General features: G+C 41.0%; 20 protein-coding genes. 14 read left to right on the top strand and 6 right to left on the bottom strand.

Translation table 11 applies throughout. The features are described 5' to 3' along the window. Nucleotides 1–10: 10 nt before the first annotated feature. The 5 genes from AN394_RS15900 (at nucleotide 11) to AN394_RS15880 (ending at nucleotide 7325) form a co-directional block, all read left to right on the top strand. A complete protein-coding gene (locus AN394_RS15900; RefSeq protein ID WP_055021977.1) occupies nucleotides 11–1750 on the top strand; it encodes an ATP-binding protein in 1740 nt (579 codons plus the stop codon). Further along, a complete protein-coding gene (locus AN394_RS15895) occupies nucleotides 1747–3117 on the top strand; it encodes a sigma-54 dependent transcriptional regulator (RefSeq protein WP_055021976.1) in 1371 nt (456 codons plus the stop codon). Before AN394_RS15900 ends, AN394_RS15895 begins: the two co-directional genes overlap by 4 nt. A gap of 213 nt (nucleotides 3118–3330) precedes the next feature. Further along, the gene (locus tag AN394_RS15890) at nucleotides 3331–4290 is read left to right on the top strand and encodes a porin (RefSeq protein ID WP_054563982.1); all 960 of its coding nucleotides are present in this window, start codon (nucleotides 3331–3333) and stop codon (nucleotides 4288–4290) included. Between the two features lie 57 nt (nucleotides 4291–4347). Next, complete coding sequence (locus AN394_RS15885; RefSeq protein ID WP_054563997.1) at nucleotides 4348–5778, top strand: SLC13 family permease; 1431 nt, start codon at nucleotides 4348–4350, stop codon at nucleotides 5776–5778. Between the two features lie 134 nt (nucleotides 5779–5912). After that, entirely contained in the window at nucleotides 5913–7325 is a 1413-nt protein-coding gene (locus AN394_RS15880; protein ID WP_055021975.1) for a coniferyl aldehyde dehydrogenase, read from the top strand. Nucleotides 7326–7343: 18 nt separating this feature from the next. Here AN394_RS15880 and AN394_RS15875 read toward each other — a convergent pair whose 3' ends face one another. Next, the gene (locus AN394_RS15875; protein ID WP_054563984.1) at nucleotides 7344–8066 is read right to left on the bottom strand and encodes a tetratricopeptide repeat protein; all 723 of its coding nucleotides are present in this window, start codon (nucleotides 8064–8066) and stop codon (nucleotides 7344–7346) included. Nucleotides 8067–8612: 546 nt separating this feature from the next. On the opposite strand from AN394_RS15875, the gene AN394_RS15870 reads away from it, so the two are divergent. Further along, nucleotides 8613–9461: a DUF6279 family lipoprotein gene (locus AN394_RS15870; protein WP_055021974.1), complete on the top strand. Its 849-nt coding sequence runs from the start codon at nucleotides 8613–8615 to the stop codon at nucleotides 9459–9461. A 224-nt stretch (nucleotides 9462–9685) separates the two neighbouring features. After that, a complete protein-coding gene (locus AN394_RS15865; RefSeq protein WP_055021973.1) occupies nucleotides 9686–10717 on the top strand; it encodes a GGDEF domain-containing protein in 1032 nt (343 codons plus the stop codon). Nucleotides 10718–10727: 10 nt separating this feature from the next. Here AN394_RS15865 and AN394_RS15860 read toward each other — a convergent pair whose 3' ends face one another. After that, the gene (locus AN394_RS15860) at nucleotides 10728–11672 is read right to left on the bottom strand and encodes a LysR family transcriptional regulator (RefSeq protein ID WP_054563988.1); all 945 of its coding nucleotides are present in this window, start codon (nucleotides 11670–11672) and stop codon (nucleotides 10728–10730) included. Between the two features lie 118 nt (nucleotides 11673–11790). On the opposite strand from AN394_RS15860, the gene AN394_RS15855 reads away from it, so the two are divergent. The 7 genes from AN394_RS15855 (at nucleotide 11791) to ppiC (ending at nucleotide 19979) form a co-directional block, all read left to right on the top strand. Further along, a complete protein-coding gene (locus AN394_RS15855; RefSeq protein ID WP_054563989.1) occupies nucleotides 11791–12957 on the top strand; it encodes an efflux RND transporter periplasmic adaptor subunit in 1167 nt (388 codons plus the stop codon). Nucleotides 12958–12963: 6 nt separating this feature from the next. Beyond that, nucleotides 12964–16110 (top strand): efflux RND transporter permease subunit, encoded by a 3147-nt coding sequence (locus tag AN394_RS15850; protein ID WP_055021972.1) that lies wholly within the window; start codon nucleotides 12964–12966, stop codon nucleotides 16108–16110. Next, nucleotides 16103–17509: a TolC family protein gene (locus tag AN394_RS15845; RefSeq protein WP_055021987.1), complete on the top strand. Its 1407-nt coding sequence runs from the start codon at nucleotides 16103–16105 to the stop codon at nucleotides 17507–17509. The genes AN394_RS15850 and AN394_RS15845 overlap by 8 nt, the downstream gene beginning before the upstream one ends. A 13-nt stretch (nucleotides 17510–17522) precedes the next feature. Continuing rightward, entirely contained in the window at nucleotides 17523–18545 is a 1023-nt protein-coding gene (locus AN394_RS15840) for a zinc-binding dehydrogenase (protein ID WP_055021971.1), read from the top strand. Then, nucleotides 18542–18946: a thiol-disulfide oxidoreductase DCC family protein gene (locus AN394_RS15835; RefSeq protein WP_082423007.1), complete on the top strand. Its 405-nt coding sequence runs from the start codon at nucleotides 18542–18544 to the stop codon at nucleotides 18944–18946. Before AN394_RS15840 ends, AN394_RS15835 begins: the two co-directional genes overlap by 4 nt. 58 nt (nucleotides 18947–19004) lie before the next feature. Then, complete coding sequence (locus AN394_RS15830) at nucleotides 19005–19637, top strand: lysoplasmalogenase (RefSeq protein WP_055021969.1); 633 nt, start codon at nucleotides 19005–19007, stop codon at nucleotides 19635–19637. Nucleotides 19638–19700: 63 nt separating this feature from the next. Continuing rightward, nucleotides 19701–19979: a peptidylprolyl isomerase PpiC gene (ppiC, locus tag AN394_RS15825; RefSeq protein WP_055021968.1), complete on the top strand. Its 279-nt coding sequence runs from the start codon at nucleotides 19701–19703 to the stop codon at nucleotides 19977–19979. Nucleotides 19980–20137: 158 nt separating this feature from the next. Here ppiC and AN394_RS15820 read toward each other — a convergent pair whose 3' ends face one another. From AN394_RS15820 to AN394_RS15805, 4 genes are all read right to left on the bottom strand, one after another. After that, nucleotides 20138–20617, bottom strand: a complete 480-nt coding sequence (locus AN394_RS15820) for a GNAT family protein (protein ID WP_327077778.1) — start codon at nucleotides 20615–20617, stop codon at nucleotides 20138–20140. 194 nt (nucleotides 20618–20811) lie between these two features. Beyond that, entirely contained in the window at nucleotides 20812–21393 is a 582-nt protein-coding gene (locus tag AN394_RS15815; RefSeq protein WP_055021967.1) for a hypothetical protein, read from the bottom strand. A gap of 158 nt (nucleotides 21394–21551) precedes the next feature. Then, nucleotides 21552–21824, bottom strand: coding sequence for a hypothetical protein (locus AN394_RS15810; protein ID WP_055021966.1), 273 nt, complete (start codon nucleotides 21822–21824; stop codon nucleotides 21552–21554). Between the two features lie 121 nt (nucleotides 21825–21945). Beyond that, the gene (locus tag AN394_RS15805) at nucleotides 21946–22368 is read right to left on the bottom strand and encodes a hypothetical protein (protein WP_055021965.1); all 423 of its coding nucleotides are present in this window, start codon (nucleotides 22366–22368) and stop codon (nucleotides 21946–21948) included. Nucleotides 22369–22471: the final 103 nt, after the last annotated feature.

Raw genomic sequence — 22471 nt, 5'->3', positions numbered from 1 at the left:
AAAGGTTTGAATGTCGTCATTAAGTAAAAAGTTAGTTATTGCAGGTGCAATGCTTTTATTGTTGCTTGTGTTAGTTTTTTACGTTGGACGCGCTCACGACTATCAACAAGCAGAGCAACAAAGCCGTGTTCAAGCTACTCAGTTAAGTCATTACTTTTCAAGCGAATTAGCCCGATTTAAAACAATTCCGACCTTAGTCAGTGCCAATGATTTAGTTAAATCTTTTGTGGTTAAGCAAGGTATAGGCGAGCAGGCTGTTAATTATTATTTAGAAGATATTCAACGTGCCAGTGGTGCATCTGACGTCTATTTAATGGATTTAACAGGCTCGGTGGTGGCAAGTAGTAACTGGCAGGTCGATTACACCTTTTTGGGTAGTAACTTTGCTTTTCGACCTTATTTTTATTTAGCCAAGCAGGGTGAAAAAGTAGCTTATTTTGCTTTAGGTATGCGCTCAAGTGAGCGGGGCATTTACTTTTCAGAGCCGGTTATTGATAAAGGTAACGTTATTGCCGTTGTCACTTTAAAAGTGAATGCTAAAAAGTTTGAACAAGACCGCCAGCTACTTAATGCATCAGACAGCACTCACTTTTATATTGCACTAGAAGATAGCGTCATAGTGATGTCAGACGTTGAGGACTGGCGATTAAAGTCACTTGAATCGCTTAACGACGAACAAATGGCTGCTTTGGTTAAGTCGCGCCGCTACTTGTCTCATAAACCGAGTTTACTTAATCATAATCATAAGTCTTTAAGTGAACAAACCGCACAGCAAAATATTCAGCTTAATGGCAAGCAAGCGCGCTTTATTAGTGCCACCGAAACAATAGACATTATAAAGGCCAAAGCCAGTGTGCTGGTGGATGTAACTAATGTGGAGCTTGCGCAAATACCTCGACTGCTTTGGTTTAGTGTGTTTTATGCTATTGCTGTTGTGCTTATTCATATGGCGATGGTGCGCTTTGCGGGCTACAAAAAGCTTTTGTTTTCAAGACATAGCCTTGAGCAAGAAGTAATTGAACGAACCCAAGCGCTCGAAAAAGCGCAAAAAGCACTGATCCAAACAGCTAAGCTTGCAACGATAGGTCAATTAAGTGCGGGCATTAACCATGAAATCAATCAGCCCTTAAGTGCCATGAACACTTATTTAGTAAGTGCAAAGAGGCTGCTTATTAAAGGCAGTATTGAGCAAGCCAGCGAAAATTTAGTGCTGGTGCAATCTCTAATAGAGCGTGTTCACAAAATTGTCGCTCAGCTTAAGCATTTTAGTAAACCCGCACAAACCCAACTTAGGCAGCAAAGCTTAGCGACCATGTTAAAAAATGCGTTAATGATCGCCAGCGCCCAGTTAAAGCAAGACGATATCGAGGTAAAAGCTGCTGATATTGATGCAAATATAACAGTGTGGGTCGATAGCGTTAAGTTTGAACAAGTCTTGGTTAACGTGATCACCAATGCTAGCCAAGCAATGAGTGAGTCTGAAAAGCGTGAATTAAGTTTTGATCTCGAACTATTCGACGATCGAGTGAAGCTATCAATTCTTGATACAGGCCCAGGAATTGATCAACATGCATTGGGTAACATCTTTGAGCCATTTTACAGTACTAAAACCAGCAACGGTTTAGGTTTAGGTTTATCTATTTCACGGCAAATTATCGACTCATTTAACGGTCGATTATCTGCGCATAACCGCCCTGAAGGCGGCGCACAATTTATAATAACCTTACAAACAAATAAGGAACCATCATGAGTGTAGTTGCAGCGACCTGTAATCAGGTAATCGTTATTGATGACGAAGCGGTGATACGCGATTCATTAAAGCAACTCCTTGAGATTGAAGGTTATCAAGTTCAGTGTTTTAGTGAGCCAACTGCGGCACTTTCAAAATTAAGTCGTCGTTTTGAAGGGATTGTTTTAAGTGACATAAACATGCCCAAAATGGACGGTTTGGCATTTTTAGAACAAGTTAAGGCCTTTGATAGTGAGCTACCGGTTATTTTCCTGACTGGCTTTGCCGATGTATCAGTGGCTGTTAAAGCCATGCAACTTGGCGCTTATGATTTATTCGAAAAGCCACTCACAGAGCAATTGTTAGATTGTATCGCGCGCGCTTCAGAAAAACGTGCTTTAGTGATGGAAAACCGCGCATTAAAAATCGCAGTAGAAAAAACCTCTGCGCCCGGTGTGCGAATTTTAGGTGAAACTGAGCAAATGCAACAAATGATGCATTTACTCAATGCGGTTATCGATACTCCCGCTGATGTTTTAATAGAAGGTGAAACTGGCACAGGTAAAGAATTAGTTGCCCGTTACTTGCACGATCAAAGTAACAGATCAGCGGCTAATTTTGTTGCCATAAACTGCGGCGCAATCCCCGAACAGCTTATCGAAAGCGAACTTTTTGGTGCAGCCAGTGGCGCATATACAGGTGCTACGCAATCTCGCCAAGGTAAGTTTGAATTTGCTAAAGGCGGTACTGTCTTTTTAGATGAAATAGAGTCAACGCCTGCAAGTTTACAAGTAAAGTTATTAAGGGTACTTGAAGAGCGTAAAGTAACGCCTGTAGGTGATAACCACGCCATTGATTTAGACGTGCGTATTGTTGCTGCCACCAAAGTAGACTTAATGACACTAGTCGAAGCGGGGGAGTTTAGAGCCGATTTATATTACCGATTAAACTTAGTTAAAGTGAGTATTCCGGCATTACGAGACAGAAAGGCCGATATTCCACTGTTGTTTAAACATTTTAGCTCGATAGCGGCAACACGTTTTCATAAACCACCTGCACCACTAAGTAGTGAAGCAAAACAACGACTTCTTGCCTACGATTGGCCGGGTAATGTACGAGAGCTTAGAAATCAGGCCGAACGTGCGGTATTGCTAGGCTCTGATCTGGCCTTTGCCTCGTACAGCGATGCAAACAGCGACAATGAGCTTGCTCAAGACTTAAGCCTTGCCGAGAAAATTAGTTTTTATGAGCAGTCACTTATCGAAGAAGCGCTAGAACGAAACAACGGCAGCATAAAAGAGACCATGGTCACATTACAAATTGCACGTAAAACCCTCTACGACAAGATGACCAAATACGGTATTAATCGCGAAATGTTCAAAGACTAAGCAACCCTCTCACATTAAACTCTTCACAATGGGTGGAACTGGTGACAGCATATTTTTAAAAATGTGTGGATATCCACCCATAAAAAACAGCTCCTTTTACGTCAATAAAGTTAATTTACTGTTATTTAACAGCTTTTTTAAAATTAACTAAGTTGGCAACCAACTTGCCTTAATAGTTAGGAACAACAATTTGAACCTAATAAGGGGCGCATAATGACAACAATATTCACTCATACAAAAACACGCGTAGCAGCGGCTGTGATTTTAGCTAGCACAGCAGGCTCAGCAATGGCAGCAGACTACGCGGTATACGGTAAAGCAGAAGTTCAAATAGCAAACACAGATACAGGCGTTATGCGCTATGCAGATGAAGGTACGCAAATCGAAGCACCTTTTTCTCGTATTGGTATTAAAGGTAGCCACAAACTAACTGAGTCGCTAAAAGCAGTATTCAAATACGAAGTTCAAGTAAAAGGCTTTGAGCATGACGATACCAGTGAGCCATTTTCAGCTCGTAATACCTACTTAGGCCTTGCAGGCGATTTTGGTGAAGTGGTTGTCGGCCGTAACGACACCCGTTTTAAATACTCAGAAGGTAAAGTAGACGGTTTTAACGAAACCCAAGCTGATATCGCTCAGTTGATCCCTGGTCAAGACCGTATCGGCGATACCATTACCTACAGCTCAAAAACATACGGTGGGGCATCACTAGCGCTAACTTATGCACCTAAAGATGACAGTAGCAACGATGAAGATGGTTTTGCGGCAACGGTTATTTATGGTGACCGTGCATTAAAATCTAAAGACTATTATGTTGCTATCAGCCATGTTGATGCACTTAATAAGTTAACAGCAAGCCGCGTTGTTGCAGCATGGAAACTTGATAACCTACAGTTAGCGGGTTTATTCCAGCGCAGTGAATCAACCGACGGTACGAAAGAAGGCAATGGCTATGCACTTAGCGCAAGCTATGCAATCGATAAATGGGTACCTAAGCTGCAATATGTTAAAGACGACTCAAAAATTCGCCATGCTGAAGAAGGTAAACAATGGACAGCAGGTGTTGACTATGTTTTTGATAAACAAACCACAGCATACTTATTCTATACTGATTTAGATTTAGAACTTGAATCAGACAATAGCGTTGCAATTGGCCTTAAATACAAGTTCTAAGGAGTCGGTATGTCATTAGTAAATCAAACAAAAGATGGCTCACAGCCACGCCCATTAATGAGCACAGTAATGTTACTGCTAGGCCCATTAGTGATGTTATTAACTTGCTTAATCGATCCACCAGCGGGTATGAGTGTATCAGCATTACGTACCGCAGGCCTTGCATTTTGGATGGCTACTTGGTGGGTCAGTGAAGTTGTGCCAATTCCTGCTACTTCATTATTGCCACTGGTTATATCACCTCTTGCTGGCATTGCAGCAATCAAAGGGGTCGCATCACCTTATGCACACCCTTTGATCTTTTTATTCTTAGGCGGCTTTTTGATCTCAATCGCGATGGAGCGTTGGGGTTTACATAAGCGTATTGCGCTTAATACCATGCTTCGTGCTGGTACTAAGCCAAGCCTACAAATTTTAGCCATGATGCTAGTAACGGCATTTTTATCAATGTGGATGTCAAATACAGCAACTGCTGTGATGATGTTACCGATTGCTATGTCGATTACTATGTTGGTTAAACAGTCTAACCCTGAAAATGATCAATTTGGTAAAGCGTTGTTATTATCAATCGCCTATGGTGCTAGTATCGGTGGTATTGCTACTTTAATTGGTACCCCACCTAATGCACTTATGGCTGCGTATCTATCAGACAGCTACAAAATTGATATTGGCTTTGCACAGTGGATGAAAGTAGGTGTACCACTTGCAACTGTGATGCTGGCTTTATGTTGGGTTTGGTTAACTAAGTTTGCTTATAAAGTAGATACCGATTGTGCCAAAGCAGCAAGTAAAGATACTAAATCGTTATTCTTATCGCAGTTACAAGAACTTGGTGCAATGCAGCGCGCTGAAAAAGGCGTAGCAGCCGTGTTCGTTTTAGCGGCAGTATGCTGGATCTTCAGACCTGTACTTGCCGACTTATCGGGCTTAAAAATCTCTGATACCGGTATTGCTATTGCTGCAGCATTATTATTGTTCGTGTTACCGGCAAACAAAGGTGATGGTGAGCGTATTCTTGATTGGGAAAGTGCCGCTAAAGTACCGTGGGGCGTGTTACTACTATTCGGTGGTGGTTTAACACTGGCTGCGCAAATCAAATCATCTGGCCTTGCTGAATATATTGCTCACATGATTGAAGGGGCGAGTGCAATTCCATTGGTGTTAAGTGTTCTAGCAGTGGCAACCTTAATCACTTTCTTAACTGAGATCACTAGTAACACAGCTACAGCGGCAGGTTTCTTACCACTATTAGGCCCTGTTGCTGAGTCAGTATTTGGTACACCGCTGGTATGGGTCATTCCAGCGGCTATTGCGTGTAGCTGTGCGTTTATGATGCCAGTTGCGACACCGCCTAATGCGATAGTATTTGGCTCTGGGCAAATTCAAATGCGCGATATGATCCGCTCTGGATTTGCACTGAACATAATTGCTATTGCGATGATCACTGTAGTTACTATGACTATTGCCGCAGTAGTATTTGGTTTTTAGTTAAGCCTTTAAGTTTTCAACCTATTCCAACCAATAACAGCGCTCACTATGAGCGCTGTTTTTACATTTATTAAGTTGCTCAGATAAATATAGCTAGTTATAGTGGCTAAAATCGTTTATCAAGAGATGATGTTTTGACTGATATACACGCACAATTACAGAGCGAGTTTATAAAACTCAATGACGCCTTTTTGGCAGAGCCTTATTTAGCGATTGATAAGCGTATTAAGCTGTTAAAAACGATTAAATCCCGCCTAATTGAAAATGAGCAAGCCCTAGTTGCAGCAACAAGCAAAGACTTTGGTTACCGTACTGAGTTCGATACAGTACTGGGGGATTTACTGCCAACGGTAAAATCATTAACTGACATCATCAAGCGCTTACCCAAATGGTCACGAAACGAATCACGCAGTGTGGGTATCAGTTTATGGCCTTCATCGGCACACATTCATTATCAGCCTAAAGGAGTCGTGGGCGTTATTGCGCCGTGGAATTACCCAATTCAATTAGCATTAGTACCGGCTATTAGCGCATTAGCGGCGGGTAACCGCGTGATGTTAAAACTGAGCGAATTCACCCCACATACCAATGCTGTTATTAAGCAGGTAATGGAAGGTGCACTTGCTGAGCACTGTATTATTGTTGAAGGCGAAGCCGACACTGCCGCCTCTTTTTGTGATTTACCTTTTGCTCATTTACTATTTACTGGCTCAACATCAGTAGGGCGTAGAGTGATGCAAGCGGCCAGTAAAAACCTCACCCCAGTTACCCTTGAGTTAGGTGGTAAATCACCGGTTGTTATTCTTGATGATGTGAATATCAAAGAGGCTGCAAAAACCCTGTTATTCGGCAAGCTAAATAACGCAGGGCAAATATGTGTTGCGCCTGATTATGTGTTTGTGCCCAAAAAGCTTGAGCACCAGTTAGTCTTACAACTTAGTGAATTGTATAAAAAGCATTTTAAACAAGGTGTTGAAGGTAAGAATCTAACGTCTATTGTCTCTGATAGGCAGTATCAACGTTTAATTGCGACACTAAATGATGCAAAAGACAAAGGTGCTCAAGTATTTGAGCCAATAGAAGGGCATCAAGTCGATGAACTTAAACATCGCATGGGTTTGCATATTTTAACGCAAGTAAATGACGATATGCAGGTAATGCAAGAAGAGATCTTTGGTCCTTTACTGCCAATTGTGAGTTATGAATCACAGCAACAGGTTATTGACACTATCAACGCCGACTCCTCACCTCTTGCCTTGTATATTTTGGGTCATGACAAAAACAAAATAAGTAAGTTAAGTTCATCAATCAGAAGCGGTACATTGGCAATTAACGATGTACTGATGCAGGTAACAGCCGATCAGTTACCATTTGGTGGTATTGGTGAGTCAGGGATGGGGCACTATCATGGTATTGAGGGCTTTAAAACCTTTAGCCATGCACGAAATACCCTAGTATCAGGTAAGTTTAATCCACGTACCAGCTTGTTGCTAAAGCAAAATAAGTTGCTGATCAAACTATTAAAATGGATGTACTTGCGCCGTTAAGCGCAAGTACACTGCGTGTTATAGACGCCCATCAGGTGCGTATAAACCAGCCTGAATTTTTGCATAAATCGCGTCTGCTTTTTCTTTTGCAGCTTCAATTTCTGCAGGCATCATATTGCGCTCATCAAGCTTACGGCTATGGCTTGCATCCATGTTGCCGTTGTATTCAGCAATGGTATTCCAAATGTATGATTTCTCGAGGTTCTTAGGAACACCTAAACCTTCATAATACATCAAGGCCATATTGAACTGAGCAAGAGTAAAGTTATTCGCTGCCGCCTTTTGGTACCAGCTGAGTGCTGTGCGGTAATCTTGAATTACCCCTTCGCCATTGGCGTACATAACCCCTAAATTAAACTGAGCTGCCGGGTGATTTTTTTGTGATGCCATTTCATATAATGAAATTGCTTTTTCTTTATCAAGTTTTACACCTTTACCTTCTTGATAAAGTACACCTAATGCAAACATTGAATCAGCATGTACTTTTTTTACTGCCTTTTCGTACAACTCTGCTGCTTTACGGTAGTCGCGTTGCACACCAAAGCCACCTTCGTACATTTTAGCAAGCTCATACATTGCAGGGGCATAACCTCTGTCTGCAAGGTAATTAAATTCATGAAGCGCTTCTTCAAAACGACCTTCATTTGCCGCTAATTGGGCATCTTCAAGACTGGCATTTGCTAAAGGTGACAAGATTAACGTGCTAGCGAGCAATAGTGATTTAAAATTAGGCTTGATCATAGTCTGCCTCCAAATGTGTGTTAGGTATCAATAACAAAGCATTGAGCTATTGATAAAATGCATTGCCAAACAGCCACTGAGCAAAACATCACTTTTAGTTTAGACCCAACAGCTGCAAATGCCCAATTTATAGACAGCGGCAAGCTTTGCAATTAACAAGTAGGCTTAAGATACAGATTTTACAGAAAAATTAAAGAAATAAAAAAAGCCCGTAGCGGGCTTTTTCGTGTCATATCTACCGTCACCGATATGAGCAATGTAGCAAGTAAAGTGTAACGTTTTATGTCTACGTTTGGGTCGAGGAAACAGATGACAATCAAGAGTTACGTCTTGAACTAACTTGGTTAAACAGCATCAAAGCCTTTAACAGCATGATGTTGCTGTGAGAATAGTTTAGCGAACCAAGTTGTTGATAACGATTATTACTTAGGTTTAGCTGTTCGTCAATACTTAAATGATAATTAATTTCATTTAATTGCTGTTGCTGAATATTTGTTCTCGGTGGTATGTTTACTTTGTTTTGAAACAGGATTTGAAAAAACTACAATGAAAAAGCTATCAAAGTATCTAATCGTATTTAGTTTGTTGTTCACCGTTGCTGGGTGTTCTCCTAGCTTCACTTACAATAACTTAGGTTGGTTATCAGGGTTTTGGATTGATGATTATGTTGACCTCAACAGTGACCAAGCTGATAAATTTAAGCATATCGTCAAAACCAGCCGCGATTGGCATCGAGAAACACAACTTCCTTTATACAAACGTGATCTTGAAAGCTTAAAGACTATGTTAGATAAGCAAGTTGATCATAACGAACTTAAAGAACACTTTGTACAAGCAAAGCAGCATTGGCAAACGCTGGTTGATAAAATAGAGCCTGAACTTATTGATTTAGCAAACTCTCTTTCATATGAACAGCGAGTTGAGTTTGTTGCTGCGCTGCAAGAAAACATTAATGATGAATACAAAGAACACGAAGAAAAATCGCCTGAGCAACATAAAAATGAACGTTTAGAAGAAAACCTTGAAAACTATAAAGAGTGGTTCGGTACCAAGCTATCTGCACAGCAACAAACACTGATAGAGAACTCATCAAATACGCGAGTCAGTACATTCTTACTGTGGATGCAGTACAAGCAAAAGCGTTTAGATGCATTAAAAGCGCTATTTATGCAAAAGCAAAAACCAGCAGATTTTGATAGTCAACTCGCTGTTATCATTAATGACCGTTATGCCTTTATGAGCGATGAGTTAATTGCCGCCGATGATAAAAACCTTGATAACTACGTTAACTTGTTATTAGAAATAAAACCTACATTAACCGATAAACAGCGTCGTAACGTACGCGATGAGTTTGATGAGTTAATTGAAGAGGTCAGTGACTTGATTAATGATTAGCTGCTAGGTGCTCGTTGTGCTTGGACGCGCTTTAAAATCGCTTCTTGTTAGCATCGTGTACCTCATTGCACATTTTCTCATTTGAAAATCAAAGTTAAAAAGTATTAGTTTTTCTGGTGTTTATGTAAACGTTTGCATTTTTATGCAAGTTTGCTTAATAACTTGTTCCTATAATTCTTGTTTCGCGTTAAAATTAGGCAACTTAAACAATAACGAGAAACCTGATGGATATTGGGGCGCTAAGAGGCACTCAAGCATTACGAAATAACGTTCTTAAATGGATGGGCTTTTGTTTGGGTGCATTGGCAGGAATATTCGCCGGTTTTAATCTTTTTATTAATGACTTTTTTGTCCTTGGGGCATTAGAAGTCGTTTTTGCATCGTTTTGTTTTTATATCTTTTTTTATACTCGAAAACGCAATGGCCATCTTTGGCAGTCGCTTACCTTATGCGTGTTTTTAACGCTACTCATCACATTGGGCACGTATCTCAGCAATGTTAAAAGCTTGCTGTTTATTTGGACTTGCTCATTACCGGTTTTATTTTATCTATTATTAGGTAAACAATACGGCAAAGTCTTGTCGCTTCTAGTGGCTGTGCTACAAGGTGTTATTCTATTAACCAAATCAAGTCTTGAACCTCTCAATAGTGTTAACTTTTTACTTAATTTTTCGTTTACTTACATCAGTATCTGGGCGGTATCGCATACTTTTGAGAATAGTCGTGCAGAATATGGTAAGCGGCTCGAAAACTTAGCATTACTTGATCCTTTAACCGGGGCAGGTAACCGCTTGGCGATGACCCATTATTTTGAAGTTGAACTAAAAAACAAAAACGGCTTGTTCATCTTAATGCTCGACCTTGATTACTTTAAGAATATTAATGATCAGTATGGCCACGATGTGGGCGATCGCATTTTAATTGAAGTCACCAGTTTCTTTAGGCAACGCATTAGTAAAGGTTACGTATTTCGTATCGGCGGTGAGGAGTTTGCTATCTTCTTACCTGACAGCGACCCGCAAAGTGCCTATGAATTTGCAGATATGCTGCGCGAGCACTTAGCAACAACTATCCACAACATTGATGAGCAAGCTATTAATTTGACCATTAGTATTGGTGTTGCTTGCTACATGCCAAATCAAACCCTGAAAAACTTTATTAAGCGTGCTGACGATGCGCTATACCAAGCCAAACAGCAAGGTCGAAATAGAGTGGTAACGGCGTATGAGTTAAGCCAACAAAATAAAGCGAGTTAACGTTTTAAACTTAACCTTTGTACATAGTGTCAAAGTCAGGAATGTTTGCTTCCCATACTGGAATATCTTTGCCTATGTATTCACGCATAGCATCAAAGAATAAACGTGTTCTTACAGGCAAGTCTCTGTGTGGGTAAACCGCATACACCGCGCTGTAATCGAGTAATTCCATATCGGTTAAAATTGGTACGAGATCGCCACGTTTAACTTCATCATCAAGAATAAAGGCCGGTGCTAAAACATATGCATTGCCTGAGATAGCCTTCATCAAAAGTACTTCGGCATCGTTCGCACGAAAGACGCTTTTGATATTTTGCTCAATAATATCGCCGTCGCCATTGCGATAACGAATACCACTAATACGTTTACTCGGGCTTGAATAGCTCGCAGCAGGTAGCTCTTTTAAATCCTCAACATGTTTTGGCATACCGTAGGTTTCAATAAACTCAGGTGAAGCAAGCAATAACATACGATTGCGGGCAATTTTACGGGCAATAAATGATGAGTCTTTTGGTTCGCCAACACGGAAAGCCAAATCATAGCCCTCTGATACTAAGTCAATCAGTCTGTCGTCTAAACGAAGCTCCACTTCAACTTGCGGGAAACGTTTTTGAAAGTCGTTAATGACTGGTTGGATATAACGCTTACCGATAATACTTGATGAGGTAATTTTTAACGTACCACGGGGTTCTTGGTGGTAATTCTCTGCCAGTCTTACGGTATCTGATAACAAATCTCTGAGTTCAGCTGCTTTTTTTACCATTTCTGCGCCAGCGGCAGTCAACGAAAAAGAACGCGTGGTACGATTGAGCAAACGCACTCCTAATTCATCTTCAAGACGGCTAATTTGTTTTGAAATGACTGAGCGGTCTATATTTCTAGACTCAGCAGCTTTAGCAAATGAGCCTCGTTCAATCACTTCAAGCAACATTAATAAGCGGCTGGTGGTATCCATAGCAGTTCCTCAAACTTTATTGGTGCCATTCTGGCATTAATGAATTTAAAAATCTATCATTTTTATCCGCTAATTAGTTCCGTAACATTGTCTCCAATCTATTAACAGGAGAGTCGTGATGAACAAATCTATTCTTGCAGTGGCAGTGACCATTGCGAGCTTAACGCTTGCAGGGTGTGGCACAGAAGCCAATCAAGCAGCGCAGCAACAGCATTTACAACCAATCGATGTAGCACAAGTGCTTGTTAAGCCGGTACAAAATTGGCACACCTATACAACGCGTTTAGAAGCACCACAAGAAGTCGCGCTTATGCCGCGTGTTTCGGGTGTTATCGATAAAATTAACTTTAAAGAAGGTGACAGCGTTAAAGAAGGCGATTTGCTTTTCACCCTTGATGCTCGTCCATTTGCTGCCGTAGTAGATAGCTTAAAAGCGCAAATCGAAAGTGCTAAGGCAGCACTTGAGCAAGCTAAAAGCGAAGCAAAACGCGCAGATCGCTTAACTGAGCGTAAAGCGATTTCAACGGAGCAAGCTGAGTCTCGTAAATCAACACTAAGACAACGCGAAGCGCAATTGTTAGCTCTTCAGGCTGAGCTTACTGCCGCAGAGCTTGATTTAGCATTTACGCAAGTGCGCTCGCCAATTGATGGCGTTGTATCGCGCGCGAATATCACCAAAGGTAACAACGTGCTTGCAGGTCAAAGTGTATTAACAAGCATTGTTTCAAACCAGCAAATGTATGCTTATTTTGATATTGATGAACGCACGTGGAATCGGTCATTTGCTGATGTGACAGCGCAAAGTGAACAAGCTGTTGTGATGCAAAAAGTGGGTCAAACCAGCTTTAACTACAATGGCAAAATCAACTTCATTGATAACCAAATCAACGAAACTACCGGCACTCTTCGTGTACGTGCAGTGTTTGAAAACGATGAACAACAATTACGTGCAGGTTCATTTGCTCGTATCAAACTTGCTGCCAATAAAGTGAGCGAAAAAGTCATCGTGCCAGAACGTGCAATTGGTACTGATTTAAAGAATCGCTTTGTACTTACCGTAGGTGAAGGCAATGTTCTTGAATATAAATTAGTGACTGTGGGTGAGCGTTACGGCAGCTTACGAGCGATTACATCGGGTCTAAACGAAAATGATGTGATTGCTGTGAATGGCCCGGCGCGTGTTGGTCCTGGTATGCCTATTTCACCAAACACAGTCACTATTAATAGCGATGGAATTGCATTCACTCTTTCAAATAATCACTCAGATTTGGTTGCTAAACAGTAGGTCAAAATGAAATTTTCACACTTTTTTATCCAGCGACCCATCTTTGCAGCGATGCTGTCGCTTATCTTTCTCATCGCAGGGGCAATCTCGTTATTTCAATTGCCAGTGAGTGAGTACCCAGAGGTGGTGCCGCCAACAGTAGTAGTAACGGCAAGTTACCCGGGTGCAAATCCAACAGTGATTGCCGAAACGGTAGCAACGCCGCTTGAGCAAGAAATCAATGGTACTGAAAACATGTTGTATATGTTTTCGCAAGCGACCAGTGATGGTCGTATGACTTTAACAGTTACCTTTGCATTAGGGACTGATTTAGACCGTGCGCAAGTCCAAGTGCAAAACCGTGTTAACAGTGCGCTACCACGCTTACCGCAAGAAGTTCAGCGTTTAGGTGTTGTAGCTGAAAAATCATCACCAGATTTAACCATGGTGGTGCATTTGTACTCGCCTGAAAAAACGCATGATACAACTTACTTAGCGAACTATGCCGATTTGTATATCAAAGACCAAATTGCACGTCTTCCTGGTGTGGGTGATATACGTATGTTTGGCGGTGGTCAATATTCAATGCGTGTTTGGCTTAACCCTGATGCGTTATCGGCACGTGACTTAACAGCCATGGACGTAGTAAATGCATTACGCGCGCAGAACCAACAGGTTGCTGCGGGTAGTTTAGGTGCACAACCAACTTCGAAAAGTAATCAATTTCAAATTCTGATGAATGTAAAAGGGCGCTTAAGCTCACAAGAAGAATTTGAAAATGTGATCATCAAAGTAGGTGAGCAAGGTCAGCTTACACGTTTAAGTGATGTTGCACGCCTAGAATTAGGCCAGGACACTTATGCACTTAGAGCGATGTTAGATGGGCAACCAGCCCTTGCAATGCCGATTTTCCAACGCCCTGGTTCAAATGCGATTGAGCTTTCTGATCAAGTGCGTGAAACCATGAAATTATTATCAAAAGACTTTCCGGCAGGTGTTGAATACGACATTGTTTATGACCCAACTGTATTCGTACGTGGCTCCATTGATGCTGTTATTAAAACGCTACTAGAGGCAATCGCATTAGTTGTAATCGTTGTTGTGGTGTTTTTACAAACTTGGCGTGCATCGGTTATCCCGCTTATTGCGGTACCGGTATCTTTGATTGGTACGTTTGCGGTAATGCAATGGTTGGGTGTGTCGATTAATACCTTATCGCTATTCGGCTTGGTTCTTGCCATTGGTATTGTTGTTGATGATGCTATCGTGGTGGTTGAAAACGTTGAGCGTAATATCGAGCAGGGCTTATCGCCACTTGAAGCAACCCGTGTCGCAATGACCGAAGTAACAGGACCAATTATCGCCATTGCACTTGTACTGTGTGCGGTATTTATTCCAACGGCTTTCATTACGGGTTTATCTGGTCAATTTTATAAGCAATTTGCCTTAACTATTACAATTTCGACGGTTATCTCAGCGTTTAACTCGTTAACTCTATCGCCGGCGTTATCGGCGTTATTATTAAAAGGTCATGATGCAAAACCAGACCGTTTAACTAAGTTATTAAACCGCGTATTCGGTAACTGGCTGTTTAAACCATTTAATCGCTTGTTTGATAAAGGCGCTAATGGCTACGAAAAGCTGGTACAAAAACTAATTCGTATGAGTGTGATTGTATTAGTAGCCTATATTGCGCTTGTCGGTGGCACAGTTAAATTGTTTGATACTGTACCAGGTGGCTTTATTCCACAGCAAGATAAGCAATATTTAGTGGCTGTGGCACAGCTACCAGATGCGGCAAGCTTAGATAGAACTCAAGAAGTCGTGCAAGAAATGGAACAAATTGCATTACAAGTACCGGGTGTTGCAAATACAGTGTCGTTTCCTGGCTTATCGGTGAATGGTTTCACAAATAGCCCTAATAGCGGCATTGTATTTACACCGCTTGCCCCTTTTGAAGAGCGTCAAGATCCGAGTATGTCGGCAATGGCTATTGCGGCTCAGTTAAATCAAAAGTTTGCTAGTATTGATGAAGCGTTTGTTGCGGTATTTCCGCCACCGCCAATTCAAGGCTTAGGTACTACGGGTGGCTTTAAACTACAAATTGAAGACCGTGCTAATAAAGGTTTTGAAGCACTCTTTAATAGCTTACAAGCAACTATTGCTAAAGCGCAGCAAGACCCTGCATTAATGGGCCTTTATTCAAGCTTTAGAATTCAAGTGCCACAAATGGATATCGACATTGACCGCGAGCAAGCACTTATTCAAGGTATTCCACTTGATGAAGTATTTAATGCCTTACAGGTGTACTTAGGTTCTGTGTACGTGAATGACTTTAACTTGTTTGGTCGTACCTATCAGGTTAATGCACAAGCTGATGCTGATTATCGGCAAGAACCTGAGCAAATTTTGAATCTTAAAGTACGTAACCGCATGGGTGAGATGGTGCCACTCGGTTCTGTATTAACGGTCACACCAACAACAGGCCCAGATCGGGTAATGCATTACAATGGTTATCCAACAGCTGAATTAAATGGTAGCCCAGCGCCAGGTTATAGCTCAGACCAAGCACAGCATGCGATTGAAGTAATCCTTGCCGATACACTACCAAATGGTATTGAGTTTGAATGGACAGAAGTAACGTATCAGCAAATATTAGCGGGTAATACCATGGTGTATGTTTTCCCACTGGTTGTATTACTTGTGTTCATGGTACTAGCTGCGCAATACGAGAGCTTAAGATTACCACTGGCTATTATTCTGATTGTACCTATGACGATTTTCTCGGCCTTGTTAGGTGTGTGGCTTGTTGGTGATGACAACAACATTTTCACGCAAATCGCATTAATCGTACTGGTTGCACTGGCAAGTAAAAATGCCATCTTGATGGTTGAATTTGCACGAGATCAGCATAAAACGGGGCTGTCTCATCTTGAAGCTATCATCAAAGCGTGTCGCTTACGACTTCGCCCAATTTTAATGACGTCAATTGCCTTTACAGCAGGTGTTGTACCTCTTGTTTTAGCAACTGGTGCAGGTGCTGAGATGCGTCATGCCATGGGTAACGCAGTATTCTCAGGCATGATTGGTGTAACTGTGTTTGGCTTATTGTTCACCCCGGTGTTTTATATGTTAGTCACTAAAAAATCGCAGAAGGAGCAACATGATGCATAAGCCTCTTCATGCAATCTTTAAACACGGCAAACTAGTTAGTGCAATGCTATTAGCCGGAGCACTGGCAGGCTGCGCACAAAGCGTCGATATCCAAGAGCAGCAAGTGAGCCTGACACAATTTGTTAGCGATACACAAATTGGTGAACAAAACGAAGGTGCGAGCGAGAATAACTGGTGGCGCCGTTTAGATTCAACCCAGTTAAACAATTTAGTGACTGATGCATTAGCAATGAATCACGACCTAAAAACCAGTCAACTTCAACTTGATGCAGCCATTGCCCGTTTAGGTGCAGCCCGCGCGGATTATTATCCGCAGGGCAGCCTAAGCGTGGGCGCAGAGCGCAGCAGCTTAGATGGTGTTATTACCCGCCAATCAAACGCTGGTGTTAATGTTAATTGGCAGCTTGATTTGTTTGGTCGTATTACCGCACTTGTCGATGCTGCTAATGCGGGCGCGCTAAACCAAGCAGAGCAGTTAAGAGCATTACAGGTTGAAGTGGTTTCAGCCGTGGTGCAAGGCTATGTAAGCTATCAAGGTAATGTGCAAAAGCAAGCTATCATTGAGATGCAAATCGAGGCGCTCGAGCAAAGTATTGATGTATTAAAAGCGCGAGTAGAAGAGGGGGTTGCGAATGAGCTTGATCTTAACCGTACTCTTGCGCAGTTAAAACAGCAACAAGCGCTTATTCCTGAGCTTAGCTACTTGCAGTATCGCGACCTCGCTACCCTTGCGGTGCTAACCGGGCGACTTGCAAGCGATATAACATTGGTTGAAGAGCCTGAGTTATTAAGCCATGAATTTAGCGTATCGTTTACTAAAGCCAGTGAAGCAATGGCACTGAGACCAGATATCACCAGTGCTTTGTATCAGTTTAGTCAGGCTTATTCGCTAAGTGTTGCCGCCTCAAAAGCGCTACTGCCAGATATTAGTTTGGCAGGGTTTGCAGGTGTGGTGAGCTTAACCAGTAATGGTTTAGAAGATACTGTGCAACAATGGCAAGTAACGCCAAAACTTGAATGGTCATTACTCAGCTATCCTGCATTATTAGCTCAGCGTGATGCCCAGCAGTTTTTAAGTGAAGCCGCTTACAGTGACTATCAAAGTAAAGTATTAAAAGCCATTAGCGATAGTGAACTTACTTTACAAAGGCTAGTCAAACAACAGCAACAGTTAAGTTATGCTGATCAGCGTTTTAATTATGCGAATAAAGCATTTGGTCAAGCTCAAGCAATGTATCAAGAAGGACAAATTCCTTACTTAGAGTTGTTAGATGCGAGACAGGATGTTTTAATAGCGCAAGAGAACGCTGTTGATTCAACAATTGCTTCATTACAGGCCAAAGTAAGTGCTTATCAAGCATTTAATGGTCGTTGGAGCTTTGAACTAAACAACCTTTAACCCAGAGTATTAAATGTCACATATTCAACAAACTACAGATCTTCCGTCAACAATGCGCGCGCTTGCACTGCTTGAGCCAAATGACGCGATTGCGTTATCTGAGCTTTCTGTGCCAGTACCGAGCCCTGAAGGCAACGAGCTCTTGATAAAAGTTGAATATGTGGGCTTAAATCATGGTGATGCCAACTTTGCAAAACAAGGTTTTTGCAAATGGCATTACCCGCATGTACTAGGCCATGATGCTGTTGGGGTGGTTGTTAAAGCAAATAAAGGTGTATTCCCTGGTGTGGGGGCACGTGTGGTATGGCACGCCAGCCTTGGTGATCAAGGCGTGTTATCTGAATACACAACGGTACCAAACTATGCGGTATCGGTTGTGCCAGATAACGTATCACCGGCAGATGCTGCAACCTTACCTTGTTCAGGTATGACGGCATTAATTGCCCTTGATAAGTTACAGCTAAGCGAAGGGGATTCACTGTTTATTGATGCAGGTGCAGGCGGCGTTGGCCAATTCGCTATTCAATTTGCTAAGCAACGTGGTGCCACCGTGTTTACCACTGCCAGCAAACACAATCATAAGTTACTTAAGCAATTAGGTGCTGATGTGGTGTTTGATTACAAAGACCCAAAACTTGAAGATAAGATTCGCCGTGAATTAGGTCCGCAAGGCTTTGATGCAGTGCTTGATTGTATTGGTGGTGATACCACTATTCGTAACGTTGAGCTTATGCGCTTTTGTGGCCGTATTGCTTGTTTAAATGAATTACCTAAATTTGAACAAGAGCTTATGTTTAGGCGCGCACCAAATATTGGCATTGTATCGTTAGGCGGAGCGTGGCTTGCAAATAGCTTATGTGCGCAGCAAAAGCTAAGCTTTATGGGTAACTTATTACTCGATAATGCAGCCCGTGGCGAGATTAAACTGCCGCAAATTCATGCCGTTGATTTTACCGCAGAGGCTGTTTCAGCAGCTTTAAATAAACAACTTGCTGGTGGTTTTACCGGAAAACAAGTAGTGCAAGTAAGCGGTTGATTTTGCATACTCTCTGCCCAGTCATCTTGTTTGATGGTCAGTGCAACCTGTGCCATTTTTGTGTTCAGTTTATTGTTCGCTTTGATAAGCAAATAACCTTTAAGTTATGCCCCATGCAAAGCGATAAAGGTGAGCGTTTATTAAAGGCGTATCAAGTTGACGATCCACTTTCCTCAATGTTAGTGATTGATAAAAACCAGCTATATAAACAAAGTGACGCTGTGTTATTTATCGCAACTCAATTAGGTTTTCCATTCTCTTTGGCTAAGGTGTTCAAGCTACTGCCAAAAGGTTTTCGCGATCGTATCTATGATTGGGTTGGCCGTCATCGTTATCGTTTTTTTGGCAAACGGACACTGTGTAAGTTACTGACCGAAAAACAAAAGCAGCATTTTTTATAAACATTTAGAGTAAAGCTTGCTATTCTCGTTATTGGGAACAAATAACAATAATAAGAATATGAACACACTCTTTCTAATCTTTAGTTCGGTCTACATTGCTTTATTGCTATTACAACCAGCATTACCTCAGCCTTTTATGGCGCTATTTAAAACATTACCAATCGGCCTGTTGATTGTGGTGGTGTTAAAAGAGCGTAGTCAGTTACAAAATCGCACTTATATCACTTTATTTTTCGCTCTTAGTTTTTCAGCACTAGGTGATGTGTTGCTAGCCCTTGATACGGGGCAACTGTTTATAGGCGGTTTAGCGGCATTTTTTGTCAGCCACGCTTTTTATATCATTACTATGTTGCCAATCAAAAACTGGCGACTAGACGTTGTACTTCTTTATCTATTTTTGGCCATCATCGTTTTTTGTTTATTTTATCCAAACCTGAATGACATGCTCATTCCGGTGATTTTCTATATGTTGGTACTTAGCATAATGGCAAGCCTTACTTGGATGACTGATAAATCGAACGGTTTTTTAGTGTTAGGTGGGGCAGTGTTTGTAATATCAGACTCTATTCTTGGCCTTAACCGTTTTTATTTAGAAATAGTGCATGCAGATATCGCAATAATGATAACGTATTACATTGCACAATTTTGTTTGGTGACAGGGTTTTTGCAGGCAACAAGTAAACATAAATAGCCGCAGTGGCTCAGTGTTGATTGCCGTGATAAAATACGCGCGTTTTAATTTACGAGATTTCCCATGGCAAATACAGCGCACGCACTGCACATTCTTGTTAAGCACAAAGAACAAGCTGAAGACATCATCAAGCAACTAAAAAAAGGTGCTAAGTTTCAGACTTTGGCTAAAAAGCATTCAACCTGCCCGTCAGGTAAAAAAGGCGGCGACTTAGGTGAATTTAGACGTGGGCAAATGGTGCCACAGTTTGACAAAGTAGCTTTCAGCGGCGAAATCTTAGAGCCACATCTAGTGAAAACTCGCTTTGGTTGGCATGTAATCAAAGTGCTATACAGAACTTAAAGTTTAAAGCCTGCCTAAATAGTGTAAGACATGTTGTTAGTCTTATACTTTTCATCTCAGTGAGTTAAAGCGCTAGGTTTAACTCACTTTGCCCAAAATCAGACCGTTATAGTTTGTAATTCAAAGGGCTATTTTAAGTCCTTTATTTTATTAACTTGTTATATTTCTTTAAACTCAGGTTTTATTAAACCAAAACACTTTAAATCATGGAATTCGTTTTTCCAGAAACCACTTGAACGCCTAATTCCTTCCTCTTTGAAACCTAGCTTTTTTAACACTGACTCAGAAGCAGCATTTCCAATCATAATGTCACCTTGGATCCGGTAGAGTTCGCCTAAAGGTTGGTCATTAGAGAATGCAAATTGGATAATCGTGTTAACAGCTTCGCAAGCATAGCCAAGTCCCCAATACTTTGAGGATAACTCATAGCCAATACCTGCATTTTTCATCTTCAAGTTTATTGAGTTAAATCCACACGTACCAATTAGTTTTCCCGAACTCTTAACTCGAATAGCCCAACGAACACCTACTTTGTCAGCAAAGCGTTGATTAAAAAAATCAATTAACTCCAATGATTGTTTTTCTGAATTAAAAACATCGATATCGTAATATCTAACAACGTTTTCATCAGTGAAAATATCAAGTAAAGCCTGTCAGTCACTTTTTGATAACTTATTAAGAATTAAACGAGATGTTTCTAGCTCTGGAAATTGCACTTAGTCTTCCTTGAAATAAAACGCCGTTTTAAGCGGCAAAAATAGTTGGCTATAATTTGTGACGAATGAGCACAAGCCAGTTTTTTTAATCAGCCCTTGATTGCTTCGTTATGCTACTAAAACGCTTTAAACTGTATATCACTAAAAAACTCTTCTGCATTTTGAGCTAATTCAGGATATTCTTTACCCTTATAGTGACGTAGAGAGTATTCCGTATGCACACCAATAGATTTTTTAAATGGGTGTATGCAATTATATCCAAGATATTCTATCAGCATTACGCCTGTTTTATTGCCACCGACTTTAGCACTGTTATCTTGAGAAATAGTTTTGTGCTTGATGCACGTTGCACCATTAAGTTGTACCAACTCTTCTGAGTTTTCCACAAGATCAAACCTGCCAATATCCGGTGAGTTTGCTCGATGTTTGACTACATGCGAAAGAAACTCTTCACCGGAGGCAAACTCGGGAATTTGATAGAGTGACAAATTTATAATGCCACTGCTGTCATCATTCAGCTTAGTTCCGAGAGCAAGCTGATACCCTGTTGACGTAATGACAGACCAACTACCATTTTTAGGTGATAACGAAGAAACACCATAAATATTAACAGGAGTACCTGAATTAAGCTGTGGGGAAGTTGATGCGCACGACGTCACAAACAACAACGATATTAAAATAGTGGTAAATTTATACATTTAAATTACCTTGTAGCACAACTAGTTTTTAGAGAGTGAATCGCGCGTTTTTCTACCAACGCCGTTTTAAGCGGCGAGTCATAGCTTGCTAAAATGTGAAACGAAGTTAAATCGAGCAATCTATTACGAGTCCGACTTAAAAATCCTTGTCATACGCATTATTCAGAGTGAAAATCTTCTGATATTTTTACCGCTTTTTTGTATTCATCCAAACTATCAAATACGAAATAGTCGGTAACTCTATCCCATGCGACACAGCTAGTGACACCAGATACCCAATTAGATTCAGTGCACCCATCAGGTGATTCACCTACGATAAAAATACGGCCTGCTTGATTTTCAAATCTAGGGTTATATAGATCGTGACTGGCATCATCATCCACAATGGATATTGAAAGACATTTACCTGAGAAATTTGGAAAGTTATCCATTGCTGATTCCCTTATACGTATAAAGCCTTAATAAACGACATAAAATAGCAGGCTAAAATTGGTGACGAAGGAGCACAAGCCTGCTGTTTTTGTGTCCTTTGGTTTAGGCTCTTGTTATGTTTTAATTACTACTTTCTAGCGCATAAGTTATTGAACCTTGAATACTATTGTATTGTAAATCATCTTCGTTACTAATGTATTCCAAACCATTTCTTGAAGTGACCTTAACTTCATAAGTATGTAATCCTGCACCTAAATCACCGGTACATTCAACTTTCGCAATTGTTTGTGATTTAACTTCTTTTGCTACTGAAGTATCACAAACCTCGTTGTTCAAAAAAATGGTTATCTCTATTGGGTACTCTAGCTTTTGATAAATTTCACTTTCGAGAAATACTTTAAAACTAGTTTTACCGCCAATATCATAATTGACTTGAGTAGAAAGGCCTCTCTTAAAACCTCCAATAGAAACACCCTCAGTCCATTCTTTTTCAGCGCATCCGATTAGCACTATTAATAATGCTAAGGGTAAAAATATACGCATAGGTTTCCTTAAACATAACATTTTAGTATTTATGCGACACGCAGTTTGTGTTGCATAATCGCTTGTTGGACTGAGCCGCTACCTGCTCGGTGTGTCAGAGTTG

Origin of the sequence: Pseudoalteromonas sp. P1-26 (genome assembly GCF_001401795.1) — a bacterium.
In the GTDB taxonomy this organism is placed as follows: domain Bacteria; phylum Pseudomonadota; class Gammaproteobacteria; order Enterobacterales; family Alteromonadaceae; genus Pseudoalteromonas.
This window is presented reverse-complemented; position numbering and strand designations above follow the sequence as displayed.